This window comes from Selenomonas sp. FOBRC9, from assembly GCF_000287655.1.
Classification (GTDB): Bacteria; Bacillota; Negativicutes; order Selenomonadales; family Selenomonadaceae; genus Centipeda; species Centipeda artemidis.
Window position 1 is genome coordinate 15,392 of record NZ_ALJR01000028.1, and the last position, 19,004, is coordinate 34,395.

Genomic DNA, 19,004 nt, shown 5'->3' on the forward strand with positions numbered 1-19,004 from the left:
ATGATGAAGCGACTCAGTGAACTCGCTGCGCTCGTTCCGGGCGCGCGGATCACGGGCGACCCTGCAGTTGAGATTTTGTCGGTGGAGCGTGACTCGCGCAGAATAGAACCGGGCGCGCTCTTTGTATGCATCAGCGGCGCGCATGTGGATGCGCATACCTTCATACCAAATACGGCGCGGGCGGGAGCTCGCGCTGTTTTGACGCAGCGGGAAAACGTCGATGTTCCCGCGGGCATCTCTGTGCTCCATGTGCCGGATCTGAACGCGGCGCTTGATATGATCGTGCCGTATTTCTACGACTATCCGGCGCGGTCGATGCGCGTTGTCGGCATCACGGGAACGAACGGGAAGACGACGACGAGCTGTCTCGTGCGTGCGATTCTGCGCGCTGCGGGGCGGCGCGTGGGGCTCGTTGGGACGATCCAGGTGATGATGGAGGACGAGGTGTTCCCCACTGCGAACACGACGCCCGACGTGGTCGTCATGCAGCAGATGCTCGCGGAGATGCGGGCGCGCGGCATGGATACGGTCGTGATGGAGGTTTCCTCCCATGCGCTCGATCAGGGGCGTGTGGCGGGCATCGAGTTCGATACCGCCGTCTTTACGAACCTGACGCAGGATCATCTCGACTATCATAAAACGATGGAAAACTATGCGCGCGCAAAGGCGCGGCTTTTTGAGCTTGTTTCCGCACCCGGTGTAAAGGCGGGCAAGACCGCCGTCATCAACGCGGACGATGCGGCGGGGGCAGTCATGCGCGCGCATACGACCTGTCCCGTGCTCTCCTACGGCGTGACGCAGCAGGCGGCGCTGACGGCGCGGGATGTTCGGCTCGCGCAGGACGGTATGACGATGCGGCTCGTGCACGGAGATGAGGAATGTGCGCTCACGCTCCATATCACGGGCGAATTCAACGTCTACAACGTGCTCGCGGCAGCGGGGGCGGCACGTGCGGAGGGCATCGGATACGATGTGATACGCGCGGCGCTCGAGGGATTTACGGGCGTACCGGGGCGGTTCGAGCTCGTGCGCGCGGGGCAGGATTTCTCCGTCATCGTGGACTATGCGCACACACCGGACGGGATGGAGAACGTCCTGCGGACGGCGCGCGCCGTGACGCGGGGGCGCATCATCGTCGTCTTTGGCTGCGGCGGCGACCGCGACCGGACAAAGCGCCCCATCATGGGACGGATCGGCGCGGAGATGGCGGATCTCGTCTACATCACGTCCGATAATCCGCGCACGGAAGATCCTGCGGCGATCCTTGACGAGGTGGAGTCGGGCGCGCTGCCCGTGCTCGGCGGGAAACCGTATGAAAAACTCGTCGATCGGCGCACCGCCATCTTTGACGCGGTACGCGCGGCGCGCCCGGGCGACAGCGTCGTGATCCTCGGCAAGGGACACGAGACCTATCAGATTCTCAAAGAGGGGACGATTCATTTTGACGACCGCGAGACTGCGGCGGAAGCGATAAGGAGTGTACGCTAGTGGCTTTCATGACATGGGATGAGATCCGCGCGGCGACGGGCGGTCGGCTTCTGCTTGGGAAAATGAGAGGAAACGACGCGTTTGCCGGCATCACGACGGACACACGCAAGGTGCAGGCGGGCGATCTCTTTGTCGCGCTGCGCGGGGAGAAGTTCGACGGCGCGGATTTTGCCGCCGGCGCACTCCGCGCGGGGGCTGTTGCCGTGATGCTCCCGGAGCCCGTTTCGGACGCGCATCGCAAGGAACTCGACCGCATGTCGGGGGCGGTGATCGGCGTGCCCGATACGCTCGCCGCATATCAGCAGATCGCCCATGCGTGGCGCATGAAGTTCGATATCCCCGTTGTTGCCGTCACGGGGTCGAACGGCAAGACGACGACGAAGGAGCTGACGGCGGCGGCGCTCTCCGGGCGCGGTGCGGTGTGCCGTACGGCGGCGAATTATAACAACGAAATCGGGCTGCCGCTGACGCTCCTCGGCATGACGGGGGAGGATACCGCCGCCGTCGTCGAGATGGGAATGCGCGGGCGCGGTCAGATCGCGGCGCTCGCTGCCATTGCCGCGCCGACGGTCGGCATCGTGACGAACGTCGGCGAGACGCATATGGAGCTCCTCGGGTCGATCGAGAATATCGCACGGGCAAAATCGGAGCTCGTGGAGGCGATCGCACCCGGCGGCACGGTGATCCTGAATGCGGACGATGCGCGCGTTGCGGCGATGCGCGCACAGGCAGCGGACGGTGTGCGCATTCTGACGTACGGCATCCGTGCGAAAGCGGATATCCGCGCACAGGCGCTCCGTTCCGCGTGTAATGAGACACGGTTCATGGTGACGTACGGCGGTGAGCGGCATGACTATGCCGTGCCGCTCCTTGGACGGCACAATGTCTACAATGCACTCGCGGCGCTTGCAGCGGGCTTTTCTCTCGGTCTTTCCCCGCAGGAGATGCAGGCGGGACTTTCCCGTCTCGCGCCGCCGAAGATGCGCTATGAGGTGCATCACGTCGGCGCGTGGACGTTCATTAACGACGCCTACAATGCAAGCCCTGCCTCGATGCGCGCTGCGCTGGAGACAACGGCGCGGCTCTATCCGGGGCGCAGGATCGCCGTGCTCGGCGATATGCTCGAACTCGGCGCTGCATCCGCAGAGGGGCATCGGAGCGTTGGGCGCACGGCGGCGGCAGAGGGCTTTGCCGTCGTTATTACCTATGGGGACGAGGCACGGCGCATTTACGAAGCCGCCGCGGCGGCAGGCTGCCTTTGCCGTCATGCCGCGACGCATGAGGAGGCGGCGAATCTGCTGCGGGGGATGCTCGCGGACGGCGATACCGTGCTCTTTAAGGGATCGCGCGGGATGCGGATGGAGCATATCATGGAGCTCGCCGCGGGGGAAGGAGCGAAACACTGATGGCGCAGATTTTTGACTTCCTCCCGCCGGCGATGGCGCTCCTGCTGGCCGCGCTCACAGCGTTCTTTTTTGTGATTCTCAGCGGCTTCTTCTTTCTGCCGTTTCTGCACCGGCTGAAATACGGGCAGAGCATCCGCGAGGAAGGCCCCGCGAGTCATCAAAAAAAGAGCGGGACGCCGACCATGGGCGGCGTGATGATCGTCCTCGGCGTGACGCTTGCGGCGCTTCTCTTTGCGCCGCTGACGGCGACGACGCTGCTCGCGTTGTTCATCTTCCTCGGGCATTTCGCGCTTGGCTTTGCGGATGATTATATTAAGGTCGTCAAAAAGCGCAACCTTGGTCTGCGCGCTTATCAAAAACTCGCCGGGCAGATTCTCATTGCGGGCGTGACCATCGCGATCGCGCGCACCGTGCTCGGGCACGATACGAGCCTGTGGATTCCGGTGGTCGGGACGTTTGTGGACATCGGAGCGCTCTATTACGTCCTTATTGTGTTTGTGCTCGTCGGTACGTCCAATGCCGTTAATCTGACGGACGGGCTCGACGGACTCGCGGCGGGGACGGTCGCCGTCGCGGCCTTGTTTTACGCGGCGCTGACCTATGGCACAGACGGCGGACTTACGGTGGTTTCAACTGCAATAATTGGTGCATGTATCGGCTTTTTGTGGTATAATCATCATCCGGCGCGCATCTTTATGGGAGATACAGGATCGCTCGCGCTCGGCGGGGCACTCGCGGCAGTCGCGATTCTCTCGCGGACGGAACTGCTGCTGCCCGTTGTGGGATTCGTTTTCTTCTGCGAGGCACTGTCGGTGATCCTGCAGGTCGTATCATTTCAAACACGCGGCAAGCGTATTTTCCGTATGAGCCCGATTCATCATCATTTTGAGCTTGGCGGGTGGAGCGAAACGCGCGTCGTCTATACGTTTTGGGCGGTCGGCGCGGCGGCGGCGCTCCTCGCGTGGGGACTTGCGGCGCCGCTCTTATAAAAACTAACGGAGTTAAGGGGGACACAGGGATTGTCCTATCGGGGAAAAACTGCGCTCATCATCGGCGCGGGCATCAGCGGCTATGCCGCGGCAAAATATCTTGCGCGCGAAGGGGCGCACGTGACGCTCTCGGATGCGAAATCCGAGCCGGAGCTTGAAAAGGACGCGGAAACGCGTACACATATCGCATCGCTGAGGGCGCAGGGAATCTCCTGCGTCTTTGGCGCACAAGGGGAAGAACAGCTCGCCGGCGTCGATTTGCTCGTCCTCTCGCCCGCCGTTCCGGATCGCATTCCGCTCGTCCGGTCGGCGCGCACGCGCGGCATCCGCGTGACAACCGAGGTGGAACTCGCGGGGGAGGTTGCCCGCGCTCCTATCTGCGCCATTACGGGAACGAACGGAAAGACAACCACGACAACGCTCCTCGGCGAGCTCCTGCGCGCGCATTTCCCCGCCGTGGGCGTCGGCGGCAACATCGGCGTACCGCTCATCGACGAGGCTCTGAGGATCCCGGCGGAGGGAGCAATCGCCGCGGAGATCTCGAGCTACCAGATGGAGGCAACGCAGTATTTCCATGTTCATATCGCGGCGGAGCTGAACGTGACGCCCGATCACATCGTGCGGCACGGCTCGATGGAGGTCTATCAAGCGATGAAGGAAAAGCTCTTCGCGTGGCAGACACCCGATGATTTCCTCGTGCTGAACGACGATGATCCGCATACGCGCGGCATGGCGGCGCGCGCGAAGGGGCGCGTCTGTCTCTTCAGCCGCCGGCACGCACTCGCGGAGGGCGCGTACGTCGACGGCGGGATGATCGTGATCGTTTGGGACGGCGTGCGGCATGAACTCGTTCCCGTTTCGGAACTCGGCATTCGCGGCGGTCACAATGTGGAAAACGCACTCGCTGCGGCGGCGTCGGCATTTCTCGCCGGGGTGACACCGGAGGAGATGCGCCCCGTGCTGCGGAGCTTCCGGGGCGTGGAGCACCGCATCGAGCCGGTGCGCGAGATCGGCGGAGTGCCATACTACAACGACTCCAAGGCGACGAATACGGATGCCGCAATCAAAGCGCTCGAGGCGTTTGACGGTCACATTGTCCTCATTGCGGGCGGCGATGATAAGATGACCGATCTCACGGACTTCATGCGGCTTGTTCAGGAGCGCACGGATGAGCTGATCCTTGTCGGGGCGGCGGCGGAGCGGTTCGCGGCGGCGGCGGTGGACGCGGGGATTGCACCCGCGCACATACACCGCGTCGGCTACGATATGGAAGCGGCGGTGCATCTGGCGCATACACTTGCACGTTCGCCGCAGACTGTGCTGCTTTCGCCCGCGTGCGCGAGCTTTGACATGTACGGCGGCTATGAAGAGCGCGGACGGGACTTTAAGAGGATCGTGAACGGACTATGAACATCATCGTATCGGGCGGCGGCACGGGCGGGCATATCTATCCCGCACTTACGATCATCCGTGCGATCGAAAAAAGAGTTCCGGGCGTACGCATCCTCTACGTCGGGACGCCGCACGGGCTTGAGGCGGACATCGTGCCGCGCGAGGGCATCGACTTCGCAGCGATCGATCTTGCGGGATTTGAGCGGCGGCTCTCGTTTGAGAATGTCCTGCGCGCGGGGCGTGCGCTGCGTGCGCTCGTGCGTGCGCGCGGCATTGTCCGGGCGTTTCGTCCCGACGTCGCGATTGGCACAGGCGGGTATGTCGCGGGACCGATTCTGCTTGCGGCGAGCCTTGCGGGCGTACCGACGCTCGTGCAGGAGCAAAATGTGTGCGCGGGCGTGACGAATCGTCTGCTTGCGCATTTTGCGGCGGCGATCGCTGTGGGCATGGAGGATGCCCGGCGTGTGTTCCCGCAGGAAAAGACTGTCGTGACGGGCAATCCCATTCGCCCGGAGGTGCTGACGGCGACCCGTGCGGAGGGGGCGGTGTCCTTCGGCTTTGATCCCGGGAAAAAGACGGTGCTCATCTCGGGCGGCAGCCGCGGCGCGCGCTCCATCAACCGAGCGATGGTCGAGGTACTCGCGCACGCGGCGGCGCAGCGGGAGGTGCAGTACCTCCATGTGACGGGCGCGGACGAGCACGCGGATACGCTCGCACGTCTGAGGGAATTGGGCGTGCGGCTCGAAGATGCGCCGCACATCCGCGTCCTGCCGTATCTCTACAACATGCCGCAGGCGATGGCGGCGGCGGACGTCGCCGTGTTCCGCGCGGGGGCGACGGGGCTTGCGGAGCTGGCGGCGCGCGGCGTACCCGCGATTCTCATCCCGTATCCGTATGCGGCGGAGAATCATCAGGAAAAGAATGCCCGCGCGCTTGAAGCGGCGGGCGCGGCAGAGGTCATTTTGAACCGCGACATCAGCGCCGCGGCACTGGAAGAAGCTCTTTCGGCACTGCTCGCGGACGATGCGCGCCGTGCGGGGATGGCGGCGGCAATGCACCGGCTCGGGAAGCCGGACGCGGCGGATGAGATCGCAGCGCTCGCACTGCGGATTTGTAAAAAAGAAGGGTGAAAGAATTGCTCAAGGATTTGCACGGTATTCGGCGGATACATTTTGTCGGCATCGGCGGGGCGGGCATGAGTCCGCTCGCGAAAATTCTCCTGCTCCTTGGCTACGAGGTGTCCGGCTCGGATCAGGGCACGTCGCCCATCATCGAGGAACTCGTGCGCCTCGGCGCGCACATCCGGACGGACGGACAGCGTGCGGAGAACGTGCGCGGGGCGGACGCCATCGTTGTCTCGACCGCGATCCCCTACGACAATCCGGAGGTGATCGCGGCGTGGGATCTGCGCATCCCAAAGCTCCACCGCTCGGACATCAATGCGGCACTCGTCAACGAGTACGACGGTATCGCCGTCGCGGGATCGCACGGCAAGACCACGACAACCTCAATGATCGGCGTGACGCTCGACCGCGCGGGCGTATCGCCGACCGTCATCGTCGGCGGCGAAGTCCCCGACCTCGGGACGAACGCAAAGCTCGGCACGAGCCGCTATCTCGTCTCCGAGGCGGACGAGAGCGACGGTTCCTTCCTCAAGCTCCGCCCGCATATCGCCGTCGTGACCAATGTGGAGGACGACCACATGGATCACTACGGCACGATGGAGAAAATCATCGAGGCATTCCGTACGTTCATCTCTCAGATCGACGCGGACGGTACGGCGGTGCTCTGCTACGAGAACGAGATTCTGCGCCGTCTCGGGGCGGAGACCGACCGCACGGTCGTCTCCTATGCCATCGATGCGGCGGCGGATTACCGCGCTGCGGATATCGAGACGTGCGGTTCCGTGATTTCCTTCACCGTCTTTGAGCGCGGCACGGCGCTCGGACGCATCTCCCTCCACATTCCCGGGCGGCACAATGTCCTCAACGCGCTCGCCTGCGTCGCCGTCGCGCGTCTTGCGGGGCTCGATTTTGACCGCATCGCGGATGCTCTCGCGCATTTTCATGGAGCGAAGCGGCGATTCCAGACAAAGGGAAAGGAACGCGGCATTTGGGTGGTCGACGACTATGCGCATCACCCGACCGAGATCGCGGCGACGCTTGCGGCGGCGCGGCAGACGGAGCCGGGACGGCTTGTCTGCGTGTTCCAGCCGCACCGTTACTCGCGCACACAGCTCCTGCGCGCGGAATTCGGCGGCTGCTTTGCCGCGGCGGATCTCCTGCTGCTGACGGATGTGTACGCGGCGGGCGAAGCGCCGATTCCGGGCATCAGCGGTGAAACGCTGATGGAGGAGGTCGCGCGCCAAACAGGGCAGGACGCGGTCTATCTGCCGGAGCGCGCCGATCTCGTGCAGTATCTCGCGGAGCATGTGCGTCCCGGCGATCTCGTCATCACGATGGGCGCGGGCAATATCCTCGAGGTGGGGGAAGAGCTCGTCGCGCGTCTGAAAGAAGGGACGGCGGGCAGTTCCGAGGGACTGATCGCCGTCGTCATGGGCGGACCCTCGACCGAGGCGGAGGTCTCGCGCCGTTCGGGCGCGGCGATTTTGCACGCCCTGCACGAAAAGAATTATCCTGCGGTCGGGATCGAACTGAATCCCGCGACCTTTGCTGAGGAGATCAAAAAACTGCGTCCCGCACTCGTCTTTAACGCGCTGCATGGGAAATACGGCGAGGACGGCGTTCTGCAAGGCACGCTCGATATGCTCGGCATTCCCTATACCGGTTCGGGCGTGCGTGCGGCGGCGCTCACGATGGATAAGACCTCGGCGAAACGCATCTTTGCCGCCGAGGGGATTGCGACACCGCGGTTCCGCAGTTTCTATGCCGGAACGGATACAGGGAAAATCGCGGAGGAGATTCTCGCGGCGTTTTCTCTGCCCGTCGTGGTCAAAGCGCCCGAACAGGGCTCGAGCATCGGCGTCTATATCGTCACAGAGGAGGACGATCTGCGCAGCTCCTTGGACGAGGCATTTTCCTACGGCGGCGAGGTGCTGGTCGAGGAGTTCATCGCGGGGCGCGAGCTGACCGTCGTCGTGTGGGGGGAGACCGGACATGCGGAAGCCTTGCCTGTCATTGAAATCACAACGACCTCAGGACGGTATGACTATGAAAGTAAATACACGCCGGGTGCGTCTGCGCATCTCGTGCCTGCGCCGATCTCCCCGGAATGTACGGCAGAGGTGCAGGAACTTGCGGTGCGTGCATTCAATGCGTGCGGATGCACAGGTGTGGCACGTCTCGACGTCATGCTGAGCGAGACAGAAAACCCCTATGCTATCGAGGTGAACTCCGTGCCGGGCATGACCGAGACCTCGCTCGTGCCGGACGCGGCGCGTGCCGTCGGGCTCTCCTTCCCCGATCTCTGTGAGAAAATACTAGAGATGGCAGGGTATCAACGATGAAGTCACGCCGTATCATCAGGGCGGCGCTCTATCTCCTTGCTATCGGGGGGATTCTCGCGGCACTCATCTATTCGCCGCTCTTTACGTTCCGGCAGCTTGTTGTGCATGGAAACGTCAACCTCGATGAGCAAGAGCTCTGCCGGATTGCTCGCATACAGTATGGTCAGCGCCTTTTCGAGTTGAAAACGGACGCCATCACGATCAACCTCCTGCACGATCTGCGCATCGAGTCGGCGGTGGTGCGGCGGCAGCTCCCGAACAAGATCGAGATGGACATCGTGGAGCGGGTACCCGTGGCGACCGTCGCGTGCGACTATGGATATCTCGATTTTGACCGGCAGGGAAAGGTCATCGCGAGTTATCGGACGCTCAAAGGGGCGGACATTCCCATTATCACGGGCATCAAGCTGCGCGACCTCTTTATCGGGGACGACAATACCGATGCGCAGGTAGCGCAGGTACTTGGATTCCTTGGTAAGATTGCTCCGACGGAGGTGGGGCAGATCTCCGAGGTCAATATCACTGTGCCGGACGCCGTCGTTGCCTACACGAAGAGCGCGCTGCCGATCCGGCTCGGACGGCTTGATGGAATCAGGGACAAAGCGGGGCTCACCCAGGATTTTTTACAGGATCAAAAGACGACGCGCCATACGATCGAGTATGTCGATTTCAGCTATGACGCGCCGTCCATTAAACTTGCGGACAAGACCACAGAGGGGAAATAAATGAAACAATTCCGGCAGGGCGGGTGGATGATTGCGCTCGTCTGCGTATTGATCGGATTTATGATTGCCGTGCAGTTCCGCACGGTGCAGGATACGAAGGGGAGTATATCGCAGCAGCGTATCGAGGAGCTTTCCGACCGCCTGCTCCAGACGGAGCATGAGCGCGACGAGCTTGGCGAAGAGCTGCGCAAGGTACAGACGGCAGTCGCCGATGCGCAGAGCAGCGTGGATCAGGAGATGCTGCGCTACCGTGCCGCGCTCCTCCCGCTCACGGGGGAGGGCGTTATCGTGCGCATGGATGACAGCACGAAGAAGGTGAAGTCCGGCGAGAATCCGAACCTCTACATCATTCACGACGACGATCTCCTGCGCGTCATCAACGAGCTGCGCTCGGCGGGGGCGGAGGCAATCTCTGTCAACGGACAGAGGCTCGTCGGCACGTCGGAGATCCGGTGTGCGGGACCGACGCTCTCGGTCAATAACGTGCGCTCTTCCGCACCCTTTGAGATCCGTGCCATCGGGGACAAGAAATCCCTCGAGAACTCGCTCAAGATGCGCGGCGGCGTCGTCGAGACCCTTAGTGTGTGGGGGATTCAGCTCGACATCACGGTGAGCGACGACGTTTACATTCCTCCCTATCGCGGGAGTGTTCATCAGACCTATGCACATGAGACAGAAGAGAGGACGGAGGAATAAAATGATCTACATCGTTTTGGTCAGCGTCCTGATCGGGCTCTTCATCGGCTATATGAGCCCCATTGTGATCCCGCTCGCCTATACAAAGCTGTTCTCCGTCGCGCTTGTCGCTGCGCTTGACGCTGCGTTCGGCGGACTGCGCTCGGCGATCTCGGAACGGTTCGACAAGCACGTCTTCGTCACGGGCTTTTTCTCCAACACACTGCTCGCCGCGGCGCTTGTCTTTATCGGCGACCGTCTCGGCATCGACCTCTACTACGTTGCTCTGCTCGCGTTTGGTTTTCGTATTTTCAAAAACCTTGCGGTCATCCGCCGCTACCTGCTCAGGGACTATCGGGACGGCGCAAAGTAACACATTCCTAGACATATCTTCAAAAATTCTTGTATCACAGAAGGGAATATGTATTTCATGCCATCAGTCATGGAACGACTGGTGGCTTTTTATATGCAAATTTGCCGTAGAATTTATGTAAGGATTATTTTGATAAAATTTTAGAAAATACACTATTCATTTTCTAACTAGTATGCTATAATATTTTTGAGGTGAACAAAAATGAGCGAAATTGAACGAATATATGCCATAATGAACATATTATATCAAAAAAGCATAGTTAAGAATGAAGAGTTAGAGGAAAAATTTAATGCTTCCTCTGTTACGATTCGCCGTGATTTAGGAAAATTACAGAAAGAGGGGTTGATTGTTCGGTTTCGCGGCGGAGCGATGCTGGCAAAATCTAAACTAGGACATGAGCCCTCCCTAGATGAACGTGAATGTGAAAATTTACAGCAAAAAAGAATGATTGGCATAACAGCTGCCAATCTCGTAGAAAAAGGAGATATTGTCGCGTTGGACATTGGCAGCACGACGATGGAAATTGCGAAAGCATTGCGTTCCCATGAAAACATTACGGTTTTCACGTCGAGTTTGCCGATAGCGAACATATTCTATAACACAAATGTAAAAGTGTATTTGGTGGGAGGTTTGTTAAAACAAAAGGAATTGTGCCTAGGAGGTCCTATTGCGAGAAGTGTCATTCGGCAATATCATTTTGATAAATTCTTTCTAGGGGCTGCGGGAATTGATCAGAATGGAAGCATTACAGATTTTGACATAGATGAAGTCGAAACGAAAAAAGTGTTTATTGAGCGGTCGGAAAAAGTAATTTTGGCGGCAGATTCCGGTAAAATGGGCAAAACGTCGTTTATCGAAGTTGCCTCTTATCCTGCAGTCTGCACACTGATTACAGATGGTGAAGCGAATTTTCCGATGCGGAAAAAATTGCAGGAAAGGGGGATGGAGGTTATCATTGCAGATGCATTCAGAAAATCGCCCCATAAATAAATTTATTTAGGAGGGTGCATAATGCAAAAGAAAGTTGTCATACTGGGAAGCAGCGGCGGAAATTTGTATAATCTGGGCGGCAAAGATCCGAATGCGCTGCTGGGAGAGCTAATCCGACAAATACAAAAAGCGGATATGACAGTCAGAGCAATACAGTTTATTGCCGCCGAGGCATCCATGGATCATGTTCATCCTACGACAAAAGCCAGCCTTTGGACATGGGATGGAGGAAGCGCCGGAAAAGTATTCAGCGGCACCTTGGAAGAGGTGAATGCGGAGGCGGTAAAAGAGGATGAGAGAATCGCCGCGTGCATCGAAAACGACGGCATTGACGGGGTGATCCTAGTCAGCGCCGATCCCGAAGGAGCAAACCGACAGGCGCTGCATGCTGCTGCTGCAAAGAAACTAGCTGCGACCGGTACGGGAGGCACATCGATGGCAAAAGCCCAGGCAATGGGGCTGAATGTTGTGGCTGTTTCCGGAACGACGGGGACGACAAACCGGACGCGTGCTATTGCCAACGTATTCGCTTTGTCGAAACATTGGGGCTTGAAATATCAGCCTGCGATCGGAGGTTCGGTCTCCTTACCAGAAGCCTCACAGGGGAGCGTTTGGTCGAGAATCAGCGTGCGGGGCGTTTTGATGGCCTCGCTGCCGGGATTCATCGCCATGGCGCTTACTTTGATTCTGAGCAAGATTCCCGGACTGGAGTCTTTTGAGAACGTATTCAATCTTATGATTGAAGCGCTGCCTGTTATTGTTGCGGCCGTTGCGGCAAAACAGGTCTCAGGATTGGAAGAAGTGGCTGTCGTTGCCGGTGTGATCACGGGCGTGTTGTCTGTGAAAGGAGGCTTGATCGGCGGGATCATCGGAGGAATCTTGGCAGGCGTCCTGGTGCAGTATCTGCTCATAAAATGTCTGAAGCTGGGATTTCCTACAACAACTGCCAATATTGTGTCCGGAGGAATTTCGGGGCTCCTGGCGGGGCTTGCGATCTATCTCTTTATTGGTCCATTGGCGATTATGCTGGGGGATGCCGTCCGCTATGTGATCAATACGGCTTTGGAGATCAATTCGGTACTTTGCGGCGGTATTGCCGGGCTTCTCATTTGGCCGGCAATCATGGGCGGCATGTACCATGGAGCGATTTTGCCGATTATTTTGCTTGAGATGGAAAAGACCGGAAACAGTTTTTTGGGTGCGATCGATATGGTGGGACTGGTGATGGTGTCAGCAGGCATCATGCTGGCAAATGTGGTCTATCCCCGTGTGAAGGACGACCGCACATTGGCTGCACCCGGGCTTTTTATCAACATGGTGTTTGGGACGTTTGTTGAAGCCGCCTATCCGTTCATGTTTTCCAGTAAGTTCGTTTTGGGCGGGGCATTGGCGTCGGCCTGTATCGGCGGGCTTTTTGTCGGTTTTTTCAATGTTCGCGGAACAGCATATGTGCCGAGCATCGTTGCACCGACGCTTTCCTCGGATTGGCTCGGGTTTTTGATCAGCATGGCGGTTTCGATGTTCAGCGCGTTTTTGTTCACTGTTTTGGCGAATAAAATTGCACGTTCCAGAAATCGTACGTCTGATCAGTGATTTTAATGGAGGACCATAGTGATGATAACAGCGGATATGCAAAGAAAAATGAAAATTGCACGCAAGAAAGTTTGGGATGCGATTGAGCAGCATGGCGGAACCACACTGCTGTCTACGGGGATTACCGGTGACGACGCGCGTATGGCGAAGGCCGCGGTAGATGCGGGAGCCAGGCTTTTAGAGCCGAATCATCCGGCGGTGGCGCTTGCTCGCGGACTTCGTGGGGTCAATAATATGCATGCGGCAGAAGCGATTCGGCACGAGGTTCCCTTGGCAGAAATGGCTTCTGTGGTTTCCGGCGTTCGTGCGGTTGTGGGAGAAGATATTTACATTACGGTAGGCGTACCCGGTGGGTTTACTGAGGTAAAGCCTGTCATCCTTTGCGATGCCGACTTTCAAATGCTTTCTTTGGCGGGAACAGACGGGCTGCATATACATAAAACGTCTTTGGAAGATCTGTCCGAAGTGATTGAACGTGCACATCGTTATGGACTGCTCGTTGATGCGTATATTGGGCGTTCATCGGATCTGCACCCCTTTGGACTGCCTGCCGATACGCCGGAAGATGTCGCCAAAACGGCAAAAGAGATGGAATCTGCAGGTGCCGATATGATCGGTTTAATGACAGGTATGAGTTATGAAGGAACGAAAGCGGGAGAAATTCCATCCGTTATGAAGGAACGCATCCAGGCGCTTGTCGAATCTGTGAAAGTTCCCACATTGGCTGAGGGGGGCATCAATAGTGTTAACCAGAAAGCATTTCGCAATACGGGGATCAACATCATCGTGGTCGGTACTGCATTTGACGACTGTGCTGCGCAGGCGATTCACAGCAGCGTCAAATGCTTCCTGCCCGAAGAGAAGTAAAGGGGAACGTTTTGGCGAAATATCAAAAAGAGCTTAAATTGAAGCCGCTGGCAGCGAACATACAAAAATAAGCTCTTTAGGAGAGGAAAACCGACATTTTCCTCTCCTTTTTGTATTATAGCATGAATGTCCAGCAGAATAAAATAATCATTAACTATAGAAGTTTTTACACTGATAAAAACGAGGGCACGGAAGTAGATCATACTGGTGGCGCAGTAAGCATAGATTGGAATAGCAGTGTACGAGACACAGCGCATTTGAAAAACTATGATGGTATGGATATATACCGTAAAAATTTTTCTGTCCTATGGAAATATGACTTGATTCATGGTAAAATAGGCAAGGAAAATCATTACTTATTGATAGATGAAAACGATATGACTACGATATGGAGGCTGAAGCTGTGTTCGAAATGGACGATAACTTTGAGGAACTCGCAAAGATCATCGTTGTCGGTGTCGGCGGCGGCGGCGGCAATGCCGTCAATAACATGATCGACTCCGGGCTGCAGGGCGTGGAGTTTGTCGCGATCAATACGGACGCACAGGCACTGCTCCAGTCCAAGGCGTCGACGCGTATTCAGATCGGGGAAAAGCGCACGCGCGGACTCGGCGCAGGTGCACGTCCTGAGATCGGAGAGGCAGCTGCAACGGAGAGCCGCGAGGCGATCATCGAGTCGCTGCGCGGTGCGGATATGGTATTTATCACGGCAGGTATGGGCGGCGGTACGGGAACGGGCGCCGCGCCTGTCGTGGCGGAGTGCGCGCGTGAACTCGGCGCGCTCACGGTTGCTGTTGTCACGCGCCCCTTCTCTTACGAGGGAATGACGCGCGCACGCAATGCGGATTCCGGCATTGAGAATTTGCAGGCTCACGTCGATACCATCATCACGATTCCGAATGATCGGCTCATGAAGATCATCGACAAGAACACGCCCGTCACCGAGGCATTCAGCAAGGTTGACAATGTCCTTTGGCAGGGCGTCAAGGGCATTACCGATCTTATCACAAATCAGGGCATCGTGAACCTCGACTTTGCCGACGTCAATACGACCATGGCAAACGGCGGCAGCGCCATCATGGGCATCGGTGAGGCGCGCGGTGAGGGAGCGTCCGTTGCGGCGGCAAAGGCCGCGATCGAGTCCCCGCTGCTCGAAACGAGTATCGAGGGTGCAACCTCCGTCATTCTGAACTTTACCGGATCGCGCAACCTCAGCATGTTTGAAGTCAACGAGGCATCCGAGTGGCTCAACAGCATGATTGTCAACTCTGCGAACGGGCGTCGTGCGAATATCATCTGGGGTATTGGTGTGGATGATGCACTTGAGGATACCGTGCGCGTCACCGTCGTTGCCACGGGCTTCGGCATGACTGAACAGGGACTTTCAGACACCGGAACGGGCTTTACCGACGATTGGGCGATTCCCCTGCCGGGAGCAAATACCGCGAAGCAGGCTGCCCCCGCATCGACACCTGCTGCAGCCCCGCCGCAGGCGCAAGCGCGCCCCGCATCCGCCGTTGTCCCACCGCATCCGAATACGAACCGCGGCAGCGGACGCATGAATGTCGTCGAGCCGAATACGGGATCTGCCGGAACCGATATCATTGATATTCCGGCGTGGATGCGTCAGCGCTGATATCCCTTCGATAACGATAAAGTACCGCGTCTTAGAGAAAAGATATAGATTTAGAAAAGCTGAGAACGAGCATTTGAGAGCGTTCTCAGCTTTTTTGCAAAAACATGAAAATATCCCGCTGACTGAATAAATTAGGGGTGAAATGAGATGCGGAAGCAGGAGCGATGCACGAAGATTTTAGAAATACTCTTACATCATCGGGATGGGATGACAGGAGCAGATCTTGCGCACAGGCTGGATGTCTCTTCCCGTACCGTCCGTGCCGATATCAAATATTTGCAGGAATGTCTTGCAAAGAGCTGCTGTACACTTCTTGCAATACCCAACCGCGGCTATAAGCTGCAAGGTGCGGAGTACGGGGAAGATCTCCTGCGGCTCGTAGACGGCAATAATGCTGCCGTCGGCGTTTTACATCCGAAAGAGCGGCAGAACTATATCGTCAGCCGCTTTTTAGAATGCTGTCTAACGAACGCCTCGATCACACAGATGAGCCTTGCTGATGAGATGTACATTGGACTGTCTACCGTCAAGAATTACCTGACCGCGGTGCGCGAGCGATTTGCTGCATACGATCTCAAAATCGTTCAGTATAAGGCGGAAGGGCTGCGTCTCGAAGGTACGGAGGGAGATCTGCGTGCCTTTATTGTCAATTATCTGCATGAAGTGACCGATGAGAAATTGTGCGGTCTGCTCTTTGACCGTATCGGCAACGAGGCGATGGAGCAGATTCTCACGCAGACGGCGAGCGTGCGGCATCTTCAGCTCACTGACACTGCGCGCAGGGATCTTTCCGTACAAACGGCGCTTGCGATACAGCGATCAACCGGGGGCCATGCGGCCGACTGCCTTTCCAGCATGGCGCAGAAACTGGAAGAAACCTTCGAATATGGCGCGGCGAAAGAGATTGCCAATGAGATTTTCCGCTATACGGGGATCGATCGTGCTCGTTTTAGGACCGGGACCCATCGGGCTCCTCGTCGCGCAGGTCGTCATGGCGCAGGGGGGACGAGTCGTCATGACGGGGCTTACACAGGATTTGCCGCGCCTCACAATCGCCAAAGAGAAATTTGGTGTCGAACACATTGTGGACGTGCAGAAGGATGATGTTAAGGAGCTCGTCGACCGGTTGACGGACGGCTACGGTGCGGACGTCTGCTATGACTGCACGGGCGCTGTGCCGTCTATGCATCTCGGCATGGATCTTCTCAAAAAGGGCGGACAGTACGTACAGGTCGGGCTCTTTGCCCAAAACGAAGTGACCGTAGATTTCTCCAAGATCATTCAGAAGGAACTGACCGTCGTCGGCAGCCGCAGTCAGAATACGCATGACTGGGAGCCGACACTGAAGCTCATGAGCGAGCGGAAGATCGACGCGGATAAGATGATTACGCACGAGGTCGGCATCGACGAGTGGGACAAGGCCTATCATCTGCTTAAGAGCGGTGAAGCGACGAAGATCGTCATGCACCCGATCGGGTAATGCTGCAAAAAAATTCTATAAAAAATCCCCCGAAGATAACGGCTCATATGAATCCGTCATTTTAGGGGGATTTTATCTGTCTGCAGCTGAGCGCTTTATACTTATTGTGCGTCCGATCAAAAAATACTCAAACATCCGTCGGTCTTATAACGCGGGGCATCCATCTAAAAGGACCGAGCGGGCGTCCTGCGTCAGCTAGTTTCTCTGCGATTTTCCGCCAATCTGCTTTTTGAAGGGATAACCCATCTTTTTCTGAGGTTCCCCTTTTACGATTGCTCGTTCCCAAGCTGCCCGGATGTGCCAAAGGATATACCGCTGATTTTACACTACCGATTTCTATCTCAACCGCACCGGTTTCTATTACTTTGTTATAGCCGCCGCGCTTATGACTCTTTCCGCCGGCTTTTAATACGGCAATAAAGATCTCCTGACCAAGACAAAGAATTATTTTTGGTTCGATGATTTCAACCAAGCGCTTAAAGAAGGGGAGGCTCGGGGCTATCCATTTAGGATTAAAATTGCCTGAATTACCTTCCATATTTTTCCGGTACCATGGAACAAAATTCGTGAAGAAGAGTTGCCTATATGTATTGCGGTTGTTGCGCAGATCGGGGAAACCGAGTTCGGCGAACAGCTCGCAGAGGTTGTTGTCCGTTGTAGAATACCCGGCGATGTCTTTCAAATAGTCGAATCGATCTTTTTGATAGTCCAATAGGGGATTGTCCCCCTCAAGTCCAGAAAAATCCTGCCCAACAAGAAGTATATCGGCATCCAAATGACTGCGGCCGCCCTGCCAATAGCTCCACAGATTGATTTCTTTCAGATTGATTTGCCTCAGATCGTCGCTATAATGCTTCGAAAATGTTTCTAAATTTATTTCCGACAGCGCTTTGGCATCGAAATGATCCACATCATAGACCAATTGGTTATATTGTCTGATTTTCTCTTGATATGCCTCGTCACGCTCCGGGTAAAATTTGTTTACCATGAGTTCGATAAAATCTGCCGTCTTACTCTTTCCATAACAATCGAACGGATCAACGCAGAGATCTTTATCCTCATGGGACACCCACGGAATACTGCCGTCGTATTGTGTCTCGAGCGATACCCACGGATCTGCAACCGCCTTTCCGCGATGATTAAAATAAATACAGCTGCGCTCGTCAAATCCGCGGTGACGTACCCCATCCATTTGCGACAGGGCGCCTTCCTCCGCCAGATCCATATGATGCAGCGCCATGCCTTCAATATCCTCCGGGGCAACGGGGCTGCTCATGTTCATGGCTTTATCCGTCATGAAAGCATAGCAGGCGACATGCCAAAGGCAGGGATGGAGCGAGCAGTCTCTGTTGACAATGTAAACGAGATCCGCTTTTTCCAGCAGCTTTCTCTGTGATGCCCACATACGGCATGCAGTCAGCCAATCCTCCTGCCGGAAGAAGTCGAACGGTTTCAGTATGATGGGATTTTTGCCCTCGGCGCGCCATTGATCGTGCAGACGCATCATCTCGGATTTATCACGGGTGAGACCGCAGATCGCAATAACTTTTGTATCCTTATGCATAGTATGATGCTCCTTCGTGTCCTTGTGTACGATATTGTGTTCCTCTCTATCCTTCTCAGGGGAATTTTCAGTAAGGATGCCCAATGAAAGATCAAGGATTTTTGCCAACCTGAGCAGTTTGTCTTGTTCGGGAAAATACACGTTTCGTTCCCATCCAATGGTCTGGGGAGATACGGACAGCAGCTCTGACAACCGGCTCTGTATGAAATTTTTTATGTGTGTGTGCCTGCTTTAATATTAGCCTAAAACCGATAAATATATTCCCTTTAGTTTATGAGATATCTTAATATAATTATATCATATGAAATTTAGCACGTACAGCAAGCAAAACTTGAATTGTTAAATTTATAACTCAAACAT

Annotated in this window: 15 protein-coding genes and 1 pseudogene; 15 read left to right on the forward strand and 1 reads right to left on the reverse strand. The window is 56.6% G+C overall.

The window, feature by feature from the left end:
• From HMPREF1147_RS07245 to HMPREF1147_RS07315, 15 genes and pseudogenes are all read left to right on the forward strand, one after another.
• On the forward strand, positions 1–1,488 hold the full coding sequence (locus HMPREF1147_RS07245; protein WP_009658302.1) for a UDP-N-acetylmuramoyl-L-alanyl-D-glutamate--2,6-diaminopimelate ligase: 1,488 nt from the start codon (positions 1–3) through the stop codon (positions 1,486–1,488).
• Positions 1,488–2,894, forward strand: a complete 1,407-nt coding sequence (gene murF / locus HMPREF1147_RS07250; RefSeq protein ID WP_009658344.1) for a UDP-N-acetylmuramoyl-tripeptide--D-alanyl-D-alanine ligase — start codon at positions 1,488–1,490, stop codon at positions 2,892–2,894. Before HMPREF1147_RS07245 ends, murF begins: the two co-directional genes overlap by 1 nt.
• On the forward strand, positions 2,894–3,883 hold the full coding sequence (gene mraY, locus HMPREF1147_RS07255) for a phospho-N-acetylmuramoyl-pentapeptide-transferase (RefSeq protein WP_009658336.1): 990 nt from the start codon (positions 2,894–2,896) through the stop codon (positions 3,881–3,883). Before murF ends, mraY begins: the two co-directional genes overlap by 1 nt.
• Before the next feature lie 30 nt (positions 3,884–3,913).
• Positions 3,914–5,293: a UDP-N-acetylmuramoyl-L-alanine--D-glutamate ligase gene (murD, locus tag HMPREF1147_RS07260; RefSeq protein WP_009658388.1), complete on the forward strand. Its 1,380-nt coding sequence runs from the start codon at positions 3,914–3,916 to the stop codon at positions 5,291–5,293.
• Positions 5,290–6,405, forward strand: a complete 1,116-nt coding sequence (gene murG, locus HMPREF1147_RS07265; protein ID WP_009658297.1) for an undecaprenyldiphospho-muramoylpentapeptide beta-N-acetylglucosaminyltransferase — start codon at positions 5,290–5,292, stop codon at positions 6,403–6,405. The genes murD and murG overlap by 4 nt, the downstream gene beginning before the upstream one ends.
• A 5-nt stretch (positions 6,406–6,410) precedes the next feature.
• Positions 6,411–8,741 (forward strand): UDP-N-acetylmuramate--L-alanine ligase, encoded by a 2,331-nt coding sequence (gene murC / locus HMPREF1147_RS07270; protein ID WP_009658333.1) that lies wholly within the window; start codon positions 6,411–6,413, stop codon positions 8,739–8,741.
• On the forward strand, positions 8,738–9,466 hold the full coding sequence (locus HMPREF1147_RS07275; RefSeq protein WP_009658395.1) for a cell division protein FtsQ/DivIB: 729 nt from the start codon (positions 8,738–8,740) through the stop codon (positions 9,464–9,466). Before murC ends, HMPREF1147_RS07275 begins: the two co-directional genes overlap by 4 nt.
• Positions 9,467–10,162 (forward strand): DUF881 domain-containing protein, encoded by a 696-nt coding sequence (locus HMPREF1147_RS07280; protein ID WP_009658367.1) that lies wholly within the window; start codon positions 9,467–9,469, stop codon positions 10,160–10,162.
• A 1-nt stretch (position 10,163) separates the two neighbouring features.
• A complete protein-coding gene (locus HMPREF1147_RS07285) occupies positions 10,164–10,514 on the forward strand; it encodes a small basic family protein (protein ID WP_009350761.1) in 351 nt (116 codons plus the stop codon).
• Between the two features lie 201 nt (positions 10,515–10,715).
• Positions 10,716–11,504 carry a DeoR/GlpR family DNA-binding transcription regulator gene (locus tag HMPREF1147_RS07290; protein ID WP_009658292.1) on the forward strand — a complete coding sequence of 263 codons (789 nt, stop codon included), beginning with the start codon at positions 10,716–10,718 and terminating at the stop codon, positions 11,502–11,504.
• A gap of 21 nt (positions 11,505–11,525) precedes the next feature.
• The gene (locus HMPREF1147_RS07295) at positions 11,526–13,097 is read left to right on the forward strand and encodes a PTS sugar transporter (RefSeq protein ID WP_009658369.1); all 1,572 of its coding nucleotides are present in this window, start codon (positions 11,526–11,528) and stop codon (positions 13,095–13,097) included.
• 21 nt (positions 13,098–13,118) lie between these two features.
• Positions 13,119–13,964, forward strand: a complete 846-nt coding sequence (locus HMPREF1147_RS07300) for a HisA/HisF-related TIM barrel protein (RefSeq protein ID WP_009438851.1) — start codon at positions 13,119–13,121, stop codon at positions 13,962–13,964.
• Positions 13,965–14,352: 388 nt separating this feature from the next.
• A complete protein-coding gene (gene ftsZ / locus HMPREF1147_RS07305) occupies positions 14,353–15,600 on the forward strand; it encodes a cell division protein FtsZ (RefSeq protein ID WP_009350762.1) in 1,248 nt (415 codons plus the stop codon).
• A gap of 147 nt (positions 15,601–15,747) precedes the next feature.
• Positions 15,748–16,242: pseudogene (locus HMPREF1147_RS12295) on the forward strand (transcription antiterminator); the annotation flags it as partial.
• A gap of 268 nt (positions 16,243–16,510) precedes the next feature.
• Positions 16,511–17,080, forward strand: a complete 570-nt coding sequence (locus tag HMPREF1147_RS07315; RefSeq protein WP_232208066.1) for a zinc-binding dehydrogenase — start codon at positions 16,511–16,513, stop codon at positions 17,078–17,080.
• A 127-nt stretch (positions 17,081–17,207) separates the two neighbouring features.
• Here the strand turns inward: HMPREF1147_RS07315 and HMPREF1147_RS07320 are convergent, their stop codons facing one another.
• Positions 17,208–18,836: a uracil-DNA glycosylase family protein gene (locus tag HMPREF1147_RS07320; RefSeq protein ID WP_156791310.1), complete on the reverse strand. Its 1,629-nt coding sequence runs from the start codon at positions 18,834–18,836 to the stop codon at positions 17,208–17,210.
• Positions 18,837–19,004: the final 168 nt, after the last annotated feature.

Excerpts from the sequence above, each read along its gene's own strand:
- HMPREF1147_RS07245 (WP_009658302.1), top strand. The coding sequence starts at position 1 with ATGATGAAGCGACTCAGTGAACTCGCTGCGCTCGTTCCGGGCGCGCGG.
- mraY (WP_009658336.1), top strand. The coding sequence starts at position 2,894 with ATGGCGCAGATTTTTGACTTCCTCCCGCCGGCGATGGCGCTCCTGCTG.
- murG (WP_009658297.1), top strand. The coding sequence starts at position 5,290 with ATGAACATCATCGTATCGGGCGGCGGCACGGGCGGGCATATCTATCCC.
- HMPREF1147_RS07275 (WP_009658395.1), top strand. The coding sequence starts at position 8,738 with ATGAAGTCACGCCGTATCATCAGGGCGGCGCTCTATCTCCTTGCTATC.
- HMPREF1147_RS07280 (WP_009658367.1), top strand. The coding sequence starts at position 9,467 with ATGAAACAATTCCGGCAGGGCGGGTGGATGATTGCGCTCGTCTGCGTA.
- HMPREF1147_RS07285 (WP_009350761.1), top strand. The coding sequence starts at position 10,164 with ATGATCTACATCGTTTTGGTCAGCGTCCTGATCGGGCTCTTCATCGGC.
- HMPREF1147_RS07290 (WP_009658292.1), top strand. The coding sequence starts at position 10,716 with ATGAGCGAAATTGAACGAATATATGCCATAATGAACATATTATATCAA.
- HMPREF1147_RS07295 (WP_009658369.1), top strand. The coding sequence starts at position 11,526 with ATGCAAAAGAAAGTTGTCATACTGGGAAGCAGCGGCGGAAATTTGTAT.
- HMPREF1147_RS07300 (WP_009438851.1), top strand. The coding sequence starts at position 13,119 with ATGATAACAGCGGATATGCAAAGAAAAATGAAAATTGCACGCAAGAAA.
- ftsZ (WP_009350762.1), top strand. The coding sequence starts at position 14,353 with ATGGAGGCTGAAGCTGTGTTCGAAATGGACGATAACTTTGAGGAACTC.
- HMPREF1147_RS07315 (WP_232208066.1), top strand. The coding sequence starts at position 16,511 with ATGAGATTTTCCGCTATACGGGGATCGATCGTGCTCGTTTTAGGACCG.